Consider the following 15,928-nt stretch of genomic DNA (forward strand, 5'->3'; position numbering starts at 1 on the left):
GCGCGCGCGGCGCGCCGGCCTTCCATTCCCGTGAGGAGCGCGCTGATGTCCGCCCTGGCAAACAAAGAAACTCCCTCGATCGTCGCCTCCGCCAAGCCGGCGGCGAAAATTCTGTCATTCTCCGGCAAGCAAGGGTCGCGGTTCGATTTTCGCCGTGCGGCGCTGACCGCACTTCACAACATCGTTCCGCCGGCCGTCGTGCTGGCACTCGTCCTCATTCTCTGGCAGGTGCTCTGTTCATCGGCGGATGCCTCTCTGCCCTCGCCCCATCAGGTCTGGCAGGATAGCTCCGACCTCATAGCCTACCCGTTCTTCAACTACGGCTCGCAAGATATCGGCCTCGGCTGGCGCGTACTGGTTTCCCTGCAACGCGTCGCCTATGGCTTCGGCCTTGCCGCAGTTACCGGTATCATCATCGGGGCGATCATCGGCCAATCGGTCTGGGCGATGCGCGGCCTCGATCCGATCTTCCAGGTGCTGCGCACGGTGCCGCCGCTCGCCTGGCTGCCGCTGTCGCTCGCCGCCTTCCAGGATTCCAACCCTTCGGCGATCTTCGTCATCTTCATTACCTCGATCTGGCCTGTCATCATCAACACCGCCGTCGGCGTCCGCAATATTCCGCAGGATTATCGCAACGTCGCCGAAGTGCTGCGGCTCAACCAGTTCGAATTCTTCTGGAAGATCATGCTGCCGTCCGCAGCTCCCTACATTTTCACCGGCCTCAGGATCGGCGTCGGCCTCTCCTGGCTCGCCATCGTCGCGGCCGAGATGCTGACCGGCGGCGTCGGTATCGGCTTCTTCATCTGGGACGCATGGAACTCCTCGCGCCTTCCGGACATCATCGTCGCGCTCGCCTATATCGGCATCGTCGGTTTTATCCTCGACAAGCTGGTGGCCGCGCTCGGCAAACTCGTCACCCGCGGCGCCATGGCCAACTGAGGACCATTCTGATGAACGCCTATCTCAAGCTCGATCATATCGACAAGCATTTCGATCGCGGCGGCGCGCGCGCCGAAGTCCTGAAGGATATCAACCTGACGATATCCGAGGGCGAATTCGTCTCGATCATCGGCCATTCCGGCTGCGGCAAGTCCACCCTGCTCAATCTCATCGCCGGCCTGACCCCGGTGTCTTCAGGCGCCGTGCTCCTGGAAAATTGCGAGGTCAACGAACCGGGTCCGGAACGCGCCGTCGTCTTTCAGAACCATTCGCTGCTGCCCTGGCTGACGGTCTATGAGAACGTAAATCTCGCCGTCTCCAAGGTTTTCAGCAGAACGAAGACCAGGGCCGAGCGGCATGACTGGGTCATGACCAATCTCGACCTCGTGCAGATGGCGCATGCCAAAGACAAGCGGCCCGCGGAAATATCGGGAGGCATGAAGCAGCGCGTCGGCATTGCCCGCGCGCTTGCCATGGAGCCGAAGATCCTGCTCCTCGATGAACCCTTCGGCGCGCTCGACGCGCTGACGCGCGCCCATCTTCAGGATGCGGTGATGGAAATTCACGCCCGGCTTGGTAATACGATGGTGATGATCACCCATGATGTCGATGAAGCGGTGCTGCTCTCCGACCGTATCGTGATGATGACCAATGGCCCGGCAGCCCGCATCGGCGAAGTGCTCGATGTGACCATGCCCCGTCCCCGCAACCGCATCGAACTCGCCTCCGACCGAACATATCTGAAATGCCGCGAGGCCGTGCTCAAGTTCCTTTACGAGCGCCACCGCTTCATCGAAGCCGCGGAGTAGACCCCGCGGCGATTGCCAATCGGTCCGCGGTACGCATACTGGCCTGATGCAGCAATCAGACGATCAACCAGCCGCCATCGACGTCGCGCTCTGGCGATATCCGCAGAACGAAGGCGATGAGAAGCGCTGGATGCGGTCGCTTTCATCGAATGAGCGGGAGCGCGCCACGACCTACCGGTTCGAACGGGACCGGACCTCGTTCATTGCCGGCCGGTATCTGCTGCGGCAACGGCTGGGCGTGCATACGCAAACTCCGCCTGACAAGCTCGTGTTGGTATCGGACGCATACGGCAAGCTGAAAGTCGCCGGTCATGATGGGCTGCAATTCAGCCTTTCCAATGCCGACGGGCTGGTGGCGGTCGCCATCGCTTCAGGATACGAGCGCATCGGCATCGACTGTGAACGCGCCGACGCCGAAATCGAAGCGGCGGCGTTGGGAAGCTACTGCAGTCCGGACGAACGGCGTTGGCTCGATCATATGCCTGCGGGCGAAGGGCCGCGGGCAGCAGTTGCACTTTGGACGCTCAAGGAGAGCCATCTCAAGGCACTCGGGGTGGGCCTGCGCGAAGATCCCCGCAGCGTCGCCTTTTCCTGGCAGGACGGCATCCCTGTCATGGTTCAGAGCGGCGAACCGGACCGGCAATGGCATTACCGCCTGATCGAGGGCAGCGGCCAGCACGTCGTCGCGCTGGCCGTCCGCTCCCAATCAGGCTCCCCCGGCATTCATGTCTTGACGTTTCAGGATGACAGCATGCCGTCCGAATAGCCGGCCCGGAGCTGATGCGGCATGGTCGAACCTGCCTCCGTCGCCCAGACCAGCTGTGCATTGTCGGGTTCGGCATCGAAATGCTGCCGGCCGAGAAGCGCGTTGACGATGCTTGCACTGCGCCAGGCCATCAGGCTGAGCTGAGAGTCGGCGATGCCGTGCGAGTATCGGCCGGCATTCTGTGCGAACAGCCGGTTTGTCCTTGGGCCAGTCCACTGCATCGTGTAGTCGTCGTTCAAGTTGGGATAGCCGTTTCTGTCGAGGCTGATCCTTTCGCTGAGCGATCCGAGCGCATCCGGCAAGCGGAACCTGTAGCCGGTTGCCAGCACCACCGCATCGGCATGCAGCACCTCGATCCCGCCGTCGAAGTGGTTGCGGACGATCAGCCGATAGGCATTGCCGTTCCGCTCCATCTGGATCACATCGCGGTTCGGCGACAGAGATGCATTCAGCGTGCTCGGCTCGAGATAACGCAGCGCGTAGAGGCGGCGGTAGATCGAGTGGATCGTCGAGATCGACAAGCCGTCGCTGGTCAGGATCGAGTTCTTCAGCGCCGCCTGCTTCTGCTCGCCGCTGAGCTTCAGATAGGCCTGCACATATTCCGGCGAGAAGACCTGGTTCGAAAACGGCGTGTCGTTGATCGGCTCGAAATTGTGGCGCCGGCTGATCCAGGTCAGTTCCTTCATCGAACTGGCATCCCCAAGCAGCGCTTCGACCACCTCCCCACCGCTCTGGCCGCCGCCGACCACGACGATGCGGGCGGCGCGAAGATCATTGAGACGCGACTTGGCCTCGCTGTTGTGGAAGCAATCGGGCCCGAGGAAGGGTTTCGCCCAATCGGGCACGAAGGGCGAAGATCCCGTGCCGATCACCAGGTTCTTCGCTTCTTCCTGGCCGTTGTCGAAGCGCAGGACGAAACGGTCGTCGCAGTGCTCGACATCGCGAATGTCAGTTCCGTAACGCAAGCCGTCAACGCCGTTCGCGACCCAGGCGAGATAGCGCGCAAATTCCTGCCGGGGAACCGCCTCATAATTGGCGTTCAGGAAGGCGTAGAGCCGCTTATGCGCCACCAGATAGGAGACGAAGGACCAGCGGCTTGTCGGAAGAACCGGGGTGACGAGGTCCTTCAGGAAGGACGACTGCAGCTCGACGCCGGGCATCATCATGCCGGGATGCCAATCGAACGAGGCTCGCCGCTCGAAGAAGCGGCTGCGCACTTCGGGCACGGATTCCAGCAGGCAGGCAAGGCTCAGATTGGAGGGACCGATGCCGATGCCGGCAAGATCGAGCGACTCGCTGAGGGCATCTCTGCGGGTAAAAGCGACGGTCATGCGTTATCCTTCTCTGTTTCCTTGAGACGCAGGGCAAGCCTTGAGTGGAAGGCGGGAGACCCGATCATGTGCAGATGGTTGGTGCCGGTGATGATTTCGGCCGCACGCGCCCGCGGCGACAGGCGGCGCCAATCGATCAGGTTGAGACCGCGGTTGAGGCTGTCATCGGCCGCCCAGGGATAGATCGGCACGTCATGGGGAACGAGCCGATGCTTGCGGAAGATCAGGGCATTGTCGATCAGCACCCAGAACGTATGCTCGCGGCTGCTGATATCAGGCCCGTCGGTCGGAAGCGGATCCTTCTCGTCGCCGACGAAGCGCAGGAACTGCTCGTAAGTATCCGCGTCCATCGTCGAAAGCAGCCGGTCCCATTCGGGGCGCATCGCCGTTTTCCGCAGCCATGCCTGTACGTCCCGATGCAGCGCATCGCGTTCGCCGGGCCGGAAGCGCGGTTTGGCGCCGACCGCGAATTCCGAGCCGAGATCGCAAACGTCGACCATCGCCATCATCCTGACGTCGACCTCGTTGCCGAGGGTGCGGGCGGCCTCATAGGCGAGAAGCCCGCCCCAGGACCAGCCGAGGAAATAGCAGGGCGCGCCTTTGCTATGCGTCCTGATATAATCGACATAGCTCTCGATGATCTCTTCGATCGGCGCGCCGACTTTCTTCTTTTCGGACAGCGAATGGCAAATGAAGCCGGTCGCCGGCTGGTCGGCACCGAGATAATCGACGAGTTTCACATATTCGCGGGTGCTGACCAGAAGCCCCGGGAAGCAATAGAGCCGCGGCTTGGCGCCGGAGGCGCGCAGCACGATCACTTCGGAGAGATCCCGCTCCTCCCCCTGCTCCATCACGCCGGCAAAGGCGCGAATGGTCGGGTTGTTGAAGATATCGGCGACGGTCAGCGGAACCTTCGGCCGGCGCTGCCGGAGCAGCGAAAGGATGCGGATCGCACCCAGCGAATTGCCGCCGATCGTGAAAAAATTGTCCTCGACGCTGATCGCTTCCAGCTTGAGAACCTGGCGCCAGACATCCAGCACTTCTTCTTCGAGCGCAGTCGCCGGCTCGATGATGGCGCGTTTAACCGGCTGGGGTGCCGGCAGCGCGAAGCGATCGAGCTTGCTGTTCGGATTGGTCGGCATCCTCTCGAGTTCGACCACCGCCGCCGGCACCATATAGGATGGCAGGCTGCGTTCGAGTCCGGCGCGGACTGTCTCGACGTCCAGCCTCTCGTCCTTCTTCGGAACGACATAGGCAACCAGCGCCTTTTCGCCGCCGGCATCGTCATCACGCAGCACGACCAGGGCTTCGCCGACGCCGGGCTGCTGGAGCAGTGCGGCTTCGATCTCGCCGAGTTCGATGCGATAGCCGCGCAGCTTGACCTGATGGTCGACGCGGCCGACGAATTCGACGGTTCCGTCCTCACGCCAACGCGTCAGATCGCCGGAGCGATAGAGCCGGCCGCCTTCGTTGGAGAACGGGTCGGGGACGAAGCGGTCCGCCGTCGTGTCCGCTTTGCCGAGATAGCCGCGCGCAATGCCTTCGCCGCCGATATAGAGTTCGCCGGTCACGCCGATCGGGCACAGGTTGAGGTCGGGGTCGAGCACATAGACACGCCGCAGCCCGACGGCGCGGCCGAGCGGGGCATAGACGCCCTGGAACTTCGTGCCGGCCCTGACCTTCCAGACCATCGGCGTCATGATCGTTTCGGTCGGTCCGTAACCGTTGATCAGCCACTCCGATTTCAGCGCCCGCGACAGAAGATCGAAGGTCGATTGCGCCAGCCCCTCGCCGCCGAAGGAATAGAGCCGCATCGGCGGCGCGCCGTCGGTGATATCGGCCCATTCCGCCAGTTGCTGCAGATAGGTGGTGGGGATGCTCGCATTATTGGCGCCATGCTTGCGCATCGCCGTCAGCGTCTCCTCAGGCGTCCAGAGCGGCTGGTCGGGAAGAATGATGCTGCCGCCTTCCATCAGCGGGTTCATCCAGCGCTCATGGCCGCCGTCCGAACTGAAGGGCAGGAAGGGCAGCTCGCGGGATTCCGAGCTCATGTCATAGACGCGCGAGGTATTCTGCAGATGATGCGTCAGCGGCCCATGTTCGACGGCGACGCCCTTCGGCAATCCCGTCGATCCCGAGGTGTACATAACATAGGCGAGCTGGTCCTTGTGCGTGGGAACATAAAGCGGCGTATCCGGCTCACCGTCGAGCTCGAGCTTGTCGAGTTCGAGGACGGTCGCGTCGAGCTCCTCCGGCAGGCGATGGCGCAGCCAGCTATGGGTGAGCACGATCTTGACGCCGCCATCGCGCAGGATGTGGTGGTTGCGCACCGGCGGATGTTCGGGCTCGACAGGAATATAGGCGCCACCCGCCTTCAAGGTCGCGAGGACGGCGACGATCGCCTCCGGCGAGCGCTTGATGAAGATGGCGACCGTCACTTCGGCGCGAACGCCGAGCTGCCGCAGCCGATGACCGAGGCGGTTGGTGCTCGCCTCCAGCCAGCCATGGCTCCACTCCTCGTCGCCATAGACGATCGCGGTCTTGTCAGGCGTGCGGCGCGAATGGGCCGAGATCAGCTCGTGCACCGGCCTGTCGTCGTTGACGACGTCATCCTCATAGGGCGCCGACAGCCAGTCGAGCTCGTCGCTGCCCATCAGCTCGATATCCTTGATCCTGAGATCGGGTTGAGCGACGATCTGCTCCAGCACCAGGCAAAAATGCCGGGCGACACGGGCAATCAGGGCGCCGTCATAGAGATCCCCGGCATAGTCGATCAGCCCGTGCGCGCCGCCATCGGCACGCGCCTCGATCACCAGGGAAAGCTCGCTGTCGGCGCGTGCGCCTGACGGCTCCAGGTTTGTCGCCTGCCTTGCGACGGGATAGGGCTCGCGGAATTCGAACAAAGCCTTGACCACGGCCTCCTGGGCGGCGGCCTCGTCGACGACCAGCTCCTGTGTGATGCGCTCCAGCGGCACGAGGCGGGCAAGCCCCTCCTCCGTCACCGACGAGATCGCCGCGACGACATCGTCGAGAGAATGCCTGGAGGTCAGCGAAAGCACGAGGGGAAGAACCTGCTCGGCGCGGCCGCGGCTGGCGAAATGTTCGGTGCGGGGCCGCGCGACGAGGAGGCCGGTCAGCAAGGCGTAGTTGCCGCTGTAGCGCGCCAGCAGAGCGCAGAAAGCGGCATGAAGCACGCGCTCGACCTGAACGCCCTTCCCCCCGGCATGTCGTCCGAGTTTATCCCAGAGGCCGGACTCGATCGAAAACCGATGTTCGGCGCGTGCCACGCCGGCCAGGCCGCCGCTGTTGAAGCGGGTCGGGAAGGTGGAGGCCGCATAGTCGAGACCGATCGCATCGCGCCAATAGGCAAGCGCTTGCCGCGCCTCATCCGTCTCCAGCCAATCGGCCTCCCGCGCCCCGGCGGCGATTTCCACCGGATGCATGTCGCCGGCGGGTTCGCCATCGAGAATGCGGGCGAGCGAGCCGGCAAGAACGGATTTTTCGCGGTCGTCGCAGATGATCGGATGCAGCACGATCGTCAGCAGCGACTGGCCCTCGGCAAGCCGGATGATCTGGATACGGGCACCGGGGCCCTCCAGCAGATCGAAGCGCTTGTCGCGGAAAGCCTTCCGTGCGGCCGCTGCATCCGGTTCGGAAACGGCCGCGCCGTCTTTGCCGAGGATTTCGATCGGCACCGCGTTCGATGCGCCGCGATATTGCTCGATGCGGCCGCCCACCAGCCGGCGGAAGCGGGAGGCGAGCGACGGATTCTGCGCTACGAGCGCCCGGCAGGCCTCGGCAATCGTCTCGACGTCGATTGCTGCGCTCAGTCGCAGCCCGATGACCTGATCGGGAAAGACGGTGTAATTGCCGATCTGCTCCAGCGACCAGATGCGCTTCTGCGCAATGGCCAGCGGAAAACTATCGAAGACGGCATCCACTGCGTCGGTCGGACGGGCATCGGCGAAATTGGTGATCTGCTTGTTCATCTTGCCATCCAGACGGTTTCAGAGACGTGCGTCAGCGGCCATTGCCGAGCGCAGCGAGAGCGGGCGGGGATCGGTCCAGATTTCGCGGATATGGGCCAGGCATTCCTGGCGCGAACCGGCAAAGCCCGCGGCCTCCCAGCTCACCGGAATCCGCTTGTCCTGCGGCCAGACCGAGTAGTGGCGCTCGGTGTCGTAGACGACGATCCAGAGATCGTCGCGGGGCTCAAGATTGTCCATTCGAAGCTCCTGCAGAGATTGACGTCATGCGCAAATGACGGATCCTGATGGCCGCGGTTTAGAAAATTGATGAGAATTTTTTTCCTCACCTAACCCTAAATCCGGCCGGAGATGGATCGTCATTCTACCAAATCGGCACAGGAGCGGGCTTCATGCTCGCAGCGTCAAAAGCCCTGCCGGTCAAGGAGAACATCATGGATTTCGACGCCGCCAAACAGAGGCGGGCTCTGCAGTCGCGGAGCTACATCAGGCTCGCCCCCAACATCGTCCATCTGAAGACCGCGCACGGACAGCACGAAGCCGCCTTCGAGGTCGAGGCCGGCGTCGCAACGCTCACCTTCTACCACGGCGAGCCGCCGCAATCGGCGGAGCTTCTGATGGCCGCCGCCGAGGCGGTGACGGCGGAGGATCGCTCGATCAAGTCGGTCGCCTTCGAAAGCCATCAGGCGAGCCTTCCCAGACATATCTCGAGCACGGGAAAGCTCGATTCCGCGGTCCTGTGGCAATGGCCGTCGCTATGGCTGCCGCAGCTCTCCTATCCGCTGCCGCCCGTGCGCGAGATGACTGCGGGCCGCTATCATCCGCGCCGGCCGGCAAAGCCGAAGGGAACCGTCTACCAGCGGTTCATTCCCTGGCTGGAGCGGGACATCAGCTTCCGAGTGGCTGATGCCGAGACCGATCTGGCCGTCTTTCACCGCTGGATGAACGACGATGAGGTCAACACGGTCTGGGAGGATGCGGGCTCGCTCGACAAGCACCGGGAGATCCTGGAGGAGCGGATTGCCGATCCGCATGTGCTGCCGCTGATCGGCAGTTTCGCCGATATCCCCTTCGGCTATTTCGAAGTGTACTGGGCCAAGGAGAACCGGCTCGGTCCCTTCTACGATGCCGACGATTACGATCGCGGATGGCATGTCGCGATCGGCGAGCCGGATTATCGCGGCAAGAAATGGATCAGCGCCTGGCTTCCCTCGCTGATGCATTTCATCTTCCTCGACGATCCCCGCACCCAACGCATCGTCGGCGAGCCGCGCGCCAGCCACGAGCAGCAGATCCGCAATCTCGACCGCTCGGGCTTCGCCAAGGTCAAGCATTTCGATTTTCCGCATAAGCGGGCGCTTCTCGTCATGCTGAGCCGCGAGCGCTTCTTCGGCGATCATCTCTGGGTGCCCGCATCATGAACGATATGAGCGAGATGAGCGGCAGCCTGCGGAAGCGGCGGCTTGCGCCGGAAGATCTTGCCAGCCCGCAGCTGTTCAGGTTGCTGCTGCGGCTCGGGCTGCCCGCCATGTTCGGCCTCTCGATCAACGCCGCGCATCACACGATCAACATGGTCTTCGTCGGGATGATCGGCGAAGACCAGATCGCCGCGATCATGATCGTGCTGCCGATCCTCATGCTCGTCGCTGCTTTCGGCGAAGGCATCGGCGTCGGCGTGGCGACCGAGGTCGGGCGCGCGCTCGGCGCCGGCAACCGGTCGAGAGCCAGCACCCTTGCCTCGGTCAGCCTTGCCGCCGGCATGGCTTTCGGCGCGGCAAGCGCGATTGCGATCGTCGCCTTTCCCTCTGTCCTGCTGTTCGGCGCCACGTCCGCGATTGAGCCGCTCGCGCAGCATTATCTCCTCATCATCGCGGTCTCGATACCACTAACGATGGCGCAGATCATTCTCGATTTCCTGGCGATCGCCGAGGGCAATGCCCGCTTCAGCATGTGGACGCTGGTCGCCTGCTTCGCGCTGAACATCATCCTCGACCCGATCATGATCTTCGGTTTCGGCCTTGGCCTGCAGGGCGTGGCGATGGCAACCATACTCTCCCAGCTCGTGGCACTCTCAATCTACGGCGCCTATCATGCGAGGCGGCTCGGAACGATCCGGCTGACGCTCAGTTGGCGGTTGGCCGACATCAAGCATCTCAAGCCGGTCCTTGCGGTCGGCGCGCCGACGACGCTGACGAGCCTCGCAACGGCTGGCGCGATTGCCGCGATGCTGTCGGTCGCCGGCACCTATCACGGTGAAGACGGCATTGCCGGTGTTGGCATCGCCTTGCGGCTGCTTGCGGTCGGCGCACTCCCGGTCATCGGCATTTCGCTCGGGGCGCAGTCCATCCTGAGCTTTGCCTGGGGCCGCGAAGATATATCCCGGGTCCTGGCGGCAGCCCGCATGCTTTCCGTGGTCACAAGCGCGGTCGGCGGCGTCTATGGGCTGACGGCGATTGTCTTTTCCGAGCGCCTCGCCGCGTTCTTCACGGACGAAGCTTCCGTCCTTTCGATCGCCGGTCAGGCGATCATTGCAACCCATCTTCCCTTCCTGCTGTTCGGCCTGCGGCAGACGGTGCTGATCCTCTTCCAGGCTCAGGGCAGGCCGAAAGCCGCACTTGCCGTCGGCCTGGCGCAGAATGGGTATCTTCTCTTTCCGCTGCTCGCGCTCCTGCCGCCCTTCTTCGGCTTCTCCGGCCTGCTCGCAGCCATGTTCCTGGCCTCGGCGCTGACCGGCCTGCTGTCGTGCTTCTGCTTGGCGAGATCGCTCAGCGCGCTCCGGCAGCGCTCGGCCGACGATCTGGCCGCCCTCCGTCCCTATCCCAGCTTTTGTCCATGAGAGGATTATCATGAACCAGTCGTTCAGCCCCAGCGACCTTGGCGCCCATGCGGCCGCCGACGATCTTTTCACCCCCGTCGATCCGGCGGCATTCAACGCCGTCTCGCCGCCGATCTTCCAGACGTCGCTCTTCACCTATGACAGCTACGAGGCTATGGAGGATGTCTTCGCCGGCCGGACGCGCAACTTCATCTATTCGCGCGGCGACAATCCGACCGTCCGCGAGTTCGAACTGCTGGTTGCCCGCCTCGAGGGCGCCGAAGACGGGCGCGCCTTTTCGAGCGGAACGGCCGCCATCACCGCGACCATTCTCAGCCTGGTGGAGGCGGGCGACCGGGTCGTTGCCGTCCGCCACCTCTATAATGACGTCTACCGTCTTCTGGTGAAGCTGCTCGGCAGGCTCGGCGTCACCGTCGATTTCGTCGATCCCTCCGATCATGACGAGGTGCGCAAGGCGCTGCCGGGCGCCAAGCTGCTCTATCTCGAAAATCCGTCTTCCTTCATCTTCGAGCTTCAGGACATCGTGGCCCTGTCGGCCATGGCGAAAGAGGCCGGTGTGACGACTATCATCGACAATAGCTGGGCGACGCCGCTCTTTCAAAAGCCGATCCAGCATGGCGTCGATATCGTCATTCACGCCGCCTCGAAATATCTCGGCGGCCACAGCGATACGGTCGCCGGCGTCGTCGTCGGCACGAAGGAGGCGATCGCGAAGATCAATTCGACTTCCTATCCCTATGTCGGCGCCAAGCTCTCGCCCTTCGAGGCCTGGCTGCTGCTGCGCGGCATGCGCACGCTGCGTGTGCGCCTCAAGGAGCACGAACGCAGCGGGCTTCTGCTTGCCGATCGGTTGAAACAGCATCCCGACATCGCGCGCGTTCGCCATCCGGCCTTTCAGGATCATCCCGGACGGGCGACACTGTCAGGCTATGCCGGGCTCTTTGCCTTCGACCTGACGCCCGATATCGATGTCGCGCGCTTCGTCAACGCGCTACGCGAGATCCGCCTCGGGGTCAGCTGGGGAGGGCCGGAAACGCTGGTCGTTCCGGCCAAGGTCGCGCTACAGATCCCTGACCGGTTGACCACCTTCATCCGGTTCGGCGTGAGCGAGCAGACGATCCGTTTTGCTGTTGGGCTGGAAGAACCGGAGTTGCTGTGGAGCGATTTGCAGCAGGCGCTGCACGCCGCGAAGCGGTAATATCCCGCAGGCGCTCGTGATCGGGGCGGCCGGGCTCGGCGATTGCCAGGTGGCAATGCTGCTCCGCCGCCTTGATCATGAAGTTGACGAGGGTTCTGGAGACGCCGAGTTCGGCGGCGATATCTTTCTGCGGCACGCCGTTCAGGCGATGGCGGATGAAGGCGTCGTTGGTGCGCTTCGGTAGTGCCTCGAGCGAGGCAAGCACATCGCGCAGGGTCTCTGCGGCGACCAGTTGATCGAGAACGGTGGGGATGGGGGCCGTCATTTCTTGAACCTGGTCAATCGACCTATAGTTGTTCACCTGCTGGCGTCGTCGGCGGCTCTCGTCGAGGGCGAGATTATACACCATCCGAAAGGCGTAACCGATCGGGCAACGGATGTCGTCGGTTTTGACCCCGTAAGCTTTTATCACTCCGTCCTGAAATATATCCTCAGAATATGACCTTGATTTGACAACGCTTTCAATCGTTTTAAGGAGCTTATCCTTGTTTTCGATCATGGCGTTGACCACGGCATTTCCATTCACATCACGATGCGATGCTCGCATTGTCCTGTACCCTTTTTACAAATGGAAAATCAGGCTCCGTCGTTGCTGGTGAGTGCGGTCTTGGCGTTCCTTTCTCGAAGGAAGCTACACGATGTGATTGCAGTGTCTATTTTAAGGTGATAACAGGAGTCAAGTTTAAATCGACCGAACGAAGGCGGGAAAAAATGGGACGAACAGTTGAGATCCTAACGGGCAAGGCAGAGCTCTGCCGATCGATCATGGGGGCCTTGCCCGACTGGTTTTCAGAGCCGGAAGTGATCGAGGCAAGCGCCCTTGCGGTCGAGGACCTGCCGGTGTTTGGATATATCGAAGCGGATGTCGTCACCGCCTTGATCGCCCTGAAGCCGCACCTGCCCGGCGCCGTCGAGATTGCGCTGATCGCGACGCGGCCCGAATATCATGGCCGCGGCGCAGGGCGCCATCTCGTCGATGCGGCCGAGCGCTTCGCCCATGACTCCGGCGCCCGGCTGCTGACGGTCAAAACGCTGGCGCCGCGCGGCCGCGACGAGCCGCAATTCGAGGCGACGCGGCGCTTCTATGACCGGACCGGATTCGTGAGGGCCGAGGTCTTTCCAAAACTCTGGCATGACGACCATCCGTGCCTGTTCATGGTCAAACCGCTCACGGAGACGCAGCCGGGCAGGACCGCGCTTTGAGACGACGTGACTTTCTTCTTGGTGTGCTGGCAATGACCGGCGCGCCCACCATCGCGCGCGCCGGCGATGCCAACATCGTTTCGCTCGACTATGGGCTGGCGTCGACGATGCTGGCACTCGGCAGCGTGCCGCGCGCGATCGCCTCGCTCAGGAACTGGCCGGAATGGGTGGTCGAGCCGGCGATGCCCTCAGGCGTCGTCGATATCGGCACCACCGCCGAGATCAATCTCGAAGTCCTGACAAGTCTGCGGCCATCGCTCATCCTCAGCACGCCCTTCCTTGCGGCACTGGACGAAAAACTGTCCCGGATCGCGCCGGTCGAAAGCTTCACCGTCTATGCCGAGAATGGCGAGGCGCTCGACCGCTCCTCCGCCGAAACACTGCGTCTCGGCGCCATGATCGGGCGGCAGAGGGAAGCGGAGGCATTTCTGTCCCGCGCCGACGCCACGTTCGCCCGCCTGCGCGACCGGATAAAGAGCCTGTCCGCGCGCCCGGTCGCCGTCATCAACTTCATCGACCAAAGGCATGCGCGCATCTATGGCGGCCCCGGACTTTACGGCGGCGCCATGCGCCGGATCGGCCTCGAGAACGCCTGGAAAGGCGAGGCGAGCTACTGGGGATTTCAGACGATCGGCCTGGAACAGCTCGCCGAACTCGATGAAGCGGCGCATCTCGTCGTCGTTTCGCCGCTGCTTCCGCCCGATGTCCTGACCCGGCTTTCCGAAAGCCCGCTCTGGACCAGCCTTCCCTTCGTCCGGCGGCAGCGGATCTCGGTCGTTCCAGGCGTGCTGATGTTTGGAATGGTCCAGGAAGCCCTGCGCTTTTCGACTTTGATGGTCGAAGTTCTGGAGACTGCCGCCTGATGAAAGCGCAAATTTCCGGCTTTGGCGCGCCCGCCCTCGCGGCGCTGCTGCTGTTTTCGGGCCTCGGCCTGGCTCTCCTCGACCTGCTGCCGGCGCTGCCGCATCTGGAAGCCGCCGGCGGATACGACGCGCAGCACCTTCTCCTTCTCTATTCGACGCTTCCGCGCATGGCGACGGCCCTGATCACCGGCGCCGCCCTCGCGCTGTCGGGCACGATCCTGCAGCAGGTGCTGCGCAATCCGCTCGCTTCGCCGACGACGCTCGGCGTCTCGGCCGGCGCCAATCTGGCGCTGGTATCCGTCATGCTCGCCTTTCCGTCGCTGACGGGATGGGGCCGCGACGCGGTCGCGCTTGCCGGAAGTGCTGTTGCCGCATTCGCCATCTTCTCGATCAGCGCCCGGCACGGCTTCTCGCCCTTTTCCCTCATCCTGTCGGGCATGATCATCGGCCTGTGGTGCGGCGCGGCGGCGGCCATTCTCATTCTGATGAACGATCAATATCTCTCCGGGATCTTCATCTGGGGCGCCGGATCGCTCTCGCAGCAAAGCTGGGCGATCCCGATATCGCTGCTGCCTAAGGTCGCCCTCCTCGCCGGCCTTGCCTTTCTCGCCGCGAGGCCGCTGGCGCTGAGCCAGCTCGGCGATGCTGGCGCGACCAGCCTCGGTCTGCCGATCAAATGGTCGCGCGGCGTCATCCTGGCGATCGCAATTGCGCTGAGCGCCCTCGTCACCAGTGCCGTCGGCGTCATCGGCTTCATCGGGCTGGTCGCCCCGCAGATCGTCCGGCTGGCCGGCGCACGCCGCGTCGTCAGCCAATTGATCTGGTCGCCCATTGCCGGCGCCGGCCTTCTTCTTCTGACGGATGAGGCGATCAAGCTCCTTGCTCCCGGCGACTTCGTGCCGACGGGGGCAGTAACCGCGCTGCTCGGCGGACCGATCCTGATCGCTCTGCTGCCGCGTCTGGCGACAACAACGCGCGCGCTGCCCGAGTTGGCCTCCCCACGGCATGTGGCCAGCAACGGAGCGGCAAGCTTTGCTCTGCTGTTTGCCCTGGTCGTCACATTGGCGATTGCCGCAATCTTCTTCGGCCGCGCGCCTGATGGAGCCTGGACATGGCTGCCCGCAGCCTCATGGGATGACATCCTTCCTCTTCGGCTACCGCGAGTCGCCGCCGCCTTCGGCGCGGGAGCCGTGCTTGGCGTCACCGGCCTCATTCTGCAGCGGCTGACCGGAAACGAAATGGCAAGCCCCGAGGTGCTTGGCGTATCAGCGGGAGCAACACTCGGCGTTGCCGCCTCGATGTTCGTCTTTGCTGCACCGGGACTGACTATTCAGCTTTCCTTTGCCGGCGGCGGGGCTCTCCTCGTGCTGACCTTGATCTTCCTCCTCGGCGCGCGGTCGGGCTTCGGCCCGATCCGTGTGCTGCTCGCCGGGATTGCCTTAGGCGCGATCCTCGACGCCGGGATCGGCGTTCTTGCCGCCAGCGGCGACCCGCGCGGATTGGCGCTCATCCGCTGGATGTCGGGCTCGACCTATTTCGTCGACAACACCGTTGCCGCAAGCGCCCTGCTGGTCGCGCTCGCCTGCTTGGCCGCAGCCTTCCTCGCCAGTAGATGGCTTGGCCTTCTGCAACTCGGATCGGAGACGGCGAGCGAACTCGGGCTCAGGATCGCTCCCGCACGCGGCACGTTGTTTGCGCTTTGCGCGCTCATGACGGCCGCATCCACGCTGGTCGTCGGCCCCTTGAGCTTCATCGGATTGATGGCTCCTCACTTTGCCCAAGGGCTCGGTCTTCGCCGGCCCTCCGGCCAGCTTCTCGCGGCCGCCCTGATCGGGGCGATCCTGCTCGTCATCGCCGACTGGACCGGGCGCATGATCGCCTTCCCCTATCAGCTCCCGGCAGGATTGATCTCGGCTCTCTTGGGAGCCCCGATGTTGCTCATCATTCTCAGACGAAGGTCGTGATCGCAGCCGTCTCCGAGACGGCCGGCATCTGCG

Annotated in this window: 13 protein-coding genes; 9 read left to right on the forward strand and 4 right to left on the reverse strand. The window is 63.4% G+C overall.

Annotation, left to right across the window (positions count from 1 at the left end; translation table 11 throughout):
• Positions 1 to 45: 45 nt before the first annotated feature.
• Genes ntrB through GGI60_RS15345 form a run of 3 tightly spaced genes read left to right on the forward strand, consistent with a single transcriptional unit; the run spans position 46 to position 2,514 of the window.
• Positions 46 to 939: a nitrate ABC transporter permease gene (gene ntrB, locus GGI60_RS15335; protein ID WP_183934499.1), complete on the forward strand. Its 894-nt coding sequence runs from the start codon at positions 46 to 48 to the stop codon at positions 937 to 939.
• An 11-nt stretch (positions 940 to 950) separates the two neighbouring features.
• On the forward strand, positions 951 to 1,748 hold the full coding sequence (locus GGI60_RS15340; RefSeq protein WP_183934500.1) for an ABC transporter ATP-binding protein: 798 nt from the start codon (positions 951 to 953) through the stop codon (positions 1,746 to 1,748).
• A 46-nt stretch (positions 1,749 to 1,794) separates the two neighbouring features.
• Positions 1,795 to 2,514 carry a 4'-phosphopantetheinyl transferase superfamily protein gene (locus GGI60_RS15345; protein WP_183934501.1) on the forward strand — a complete coding sequence of 240 codons (720 nt, stop codon included), beginning with the start codon at positions 1,795 to 1,797 and terminating at the stop codon, positions 2,512 to 2,514.
• On the opposite strand, the gene GGI60_RS15350 is transcribed toward GGI60_RS15345, so the two are convergent.
• From GGI60_RS15350 to GGI60_RS15360, 3 genes are read right to left on the reverse strand one after another with little or no spacing between them, the layout of a single operon-like run.
• Entirely contained in the window at positions 2,487 to 3,845 is a 1,359-nt protein-coding gene (locus GGI60_RS15350; RefSeq protein WP_183934502.1) for a lysine N(6)-hydroxylase/L-ornithine N(5)-oxygenase family protein, read from the reverse strand. The genes GGI60_RS15345 and GGI60_RS15350 overlap by 28 nt on opposite strands.
• Positions 3,842 to 7,834 carry a non-ribosomal peptide synthetase gene (locus tag GGI60_RS15355; RefSeq protein ID WP_183934503.1) on the reverse strand — a complete coding sequence of 1,331 codons (3,993 nt, stop codon included), beginning with the start codon at positions 7,832 to 7,834 and terminating at the stop codon, positions 3,842 to 3,844. Before GGI60_RS15355 ends, GGI60_RS15350 begins: the two co-directional genes overlap by 4 nt.
• Positions 7,835 to 7,852: 18 nt before the next feature.
• On the reverse strand, positions 7,853 to 8,071 hold the full coding sequence (locus GGI60_RS15360) for an MbtH family protein (RefSeq protein WP_096764123.1): 219 nt from the start codon (positions 8,069 to 8,071) through the stop codon (positions 7,853 to 7,855).
• 194 nt (positions 8,072 to 8,265) lie between these two features.
• On the opposite strand from GGI60_RS15360, the gene GGI60_RS15365 reads away from it, so the two are divergent.
• From GGI60_RS15365 to GGI60_RS15375, 3 genes are read left to right on the forward strand one after another with little or no spacing between them, the layout of a single operon-like run.
• Positions 8,266 to 9,252: a GNAT family N-acetyltransferase gene (locus GGI60_RS15365; protein WP_183934822.1), complete on the forward strand. Its 987-nt coding sequence runs from the start codon at positions 8,266 to 8,268 to the stop codon at positions 9,250 to 9,252.
• Positions 9,249 to 10,667, forward strand: coding sequence for an MATE family efflux transporter (locus GGI60_RS15370; protein WP_183934504.1), 1,419 nt, complete (start codon positions 9,249 to 9,251; stop codon positions 10,665 to 10,667). Before GGI60_RS15365 ends, GGI60_RS15370 begins: the two co-directional genes overlap by 4 nt.
• A 10-nt stretch (positions 10,668 to 10,677) precedes the next feature.
• Positions 10,678 to 11,865 (forward strand): PLP-dependent transferase, encoded by a 1,188-nt coding sequence (locus GGI60_RS15375; RefSeq protein ID WP_183934505.1) that lies wholly within the window; start codon positions 10,678 to 10,680, stop codon positions 11,863 to 11,865.
• Here the strand turns inward: GGI60_RS15375 and GGI60_RS15380 are convergent.
• Positions 11,756 to 12,412 carry a sigma-70 family RNA polymerase sigma factor gene (locus tag GGI60_RS15380; RefSeq protein WP_183934506.1) on the reverse strand — a complete coding sequence of 219 codons (657 nt, stop codon included), beginning with the start codon at positions 12,410 to 12,412 and terminating at the stop codon, positions 11,756 to 11,758. The two genes, GGI60_RS15375 and GGI60_RS15380, sit on opposite strands and share 110 nt — an antisense overlap.
• Positions 12,413 to 12,576: 164 nt before the next feature.
• Here GGI60_RS15380 and GGI60_RS15385 point away from each other — a divergent pair, with 164 nt between their 5' ends.
• From GGI60_RS15385 to fhuB, 3 genes are read left to right on the forward strand one after another with little or no spacing between them, the layout of a single operon-like run.
• Complete coding sequence (locus tag GGI60_RS15385) at positions 12,577 to 13,068, forward strand: GNAT family N-acetyltransferase (protein ID WP_183934507.1); 492 nt, start codon at positions 12,577 to 12,579, stop codon at positions 13,066 to 13,068.
• Positions 13,069 to 13,100: 32 nt separating this feature from the next.
• Entirely contained in the window at positions 13,101 to 13,931 is an 831-nt protein-coding gene (locus tag GGI60_RS15390) for an iron-siderophore ABC transporter substrate-binding protein (protein ID WP_183934508.1), read from the forward strand.
• Positions 13,931 to 15,895: a Fe(3+)-hydroxamate ABC transporter permease FhuB gene (gene fhuB, locus GGI60_RS15395; protein ID WP_183934509.1), complete on the forward strand. Its 1,965-nt coding sequence runs from the start codon at positions 13,931 to 13,933 to the stop codon at positions 15,893 to 15,895. Before GGI60_RS15390 ends, fhuB begins: the two co-directional genes overlap by 1 nt.
• Positions 15,896 to 15,928: the final 33 nt, after the last annotated feature.

The sequence above is a fragment of the Rhizobium lentis genome (genome assembly GCF_014200175.1).
GTDB lineage: Bacteria > Pseudomonadota > Alphaproteobacteria > Rhizobiales > Rhizobiaceae > Rhizobium > Rhizobium mulingense.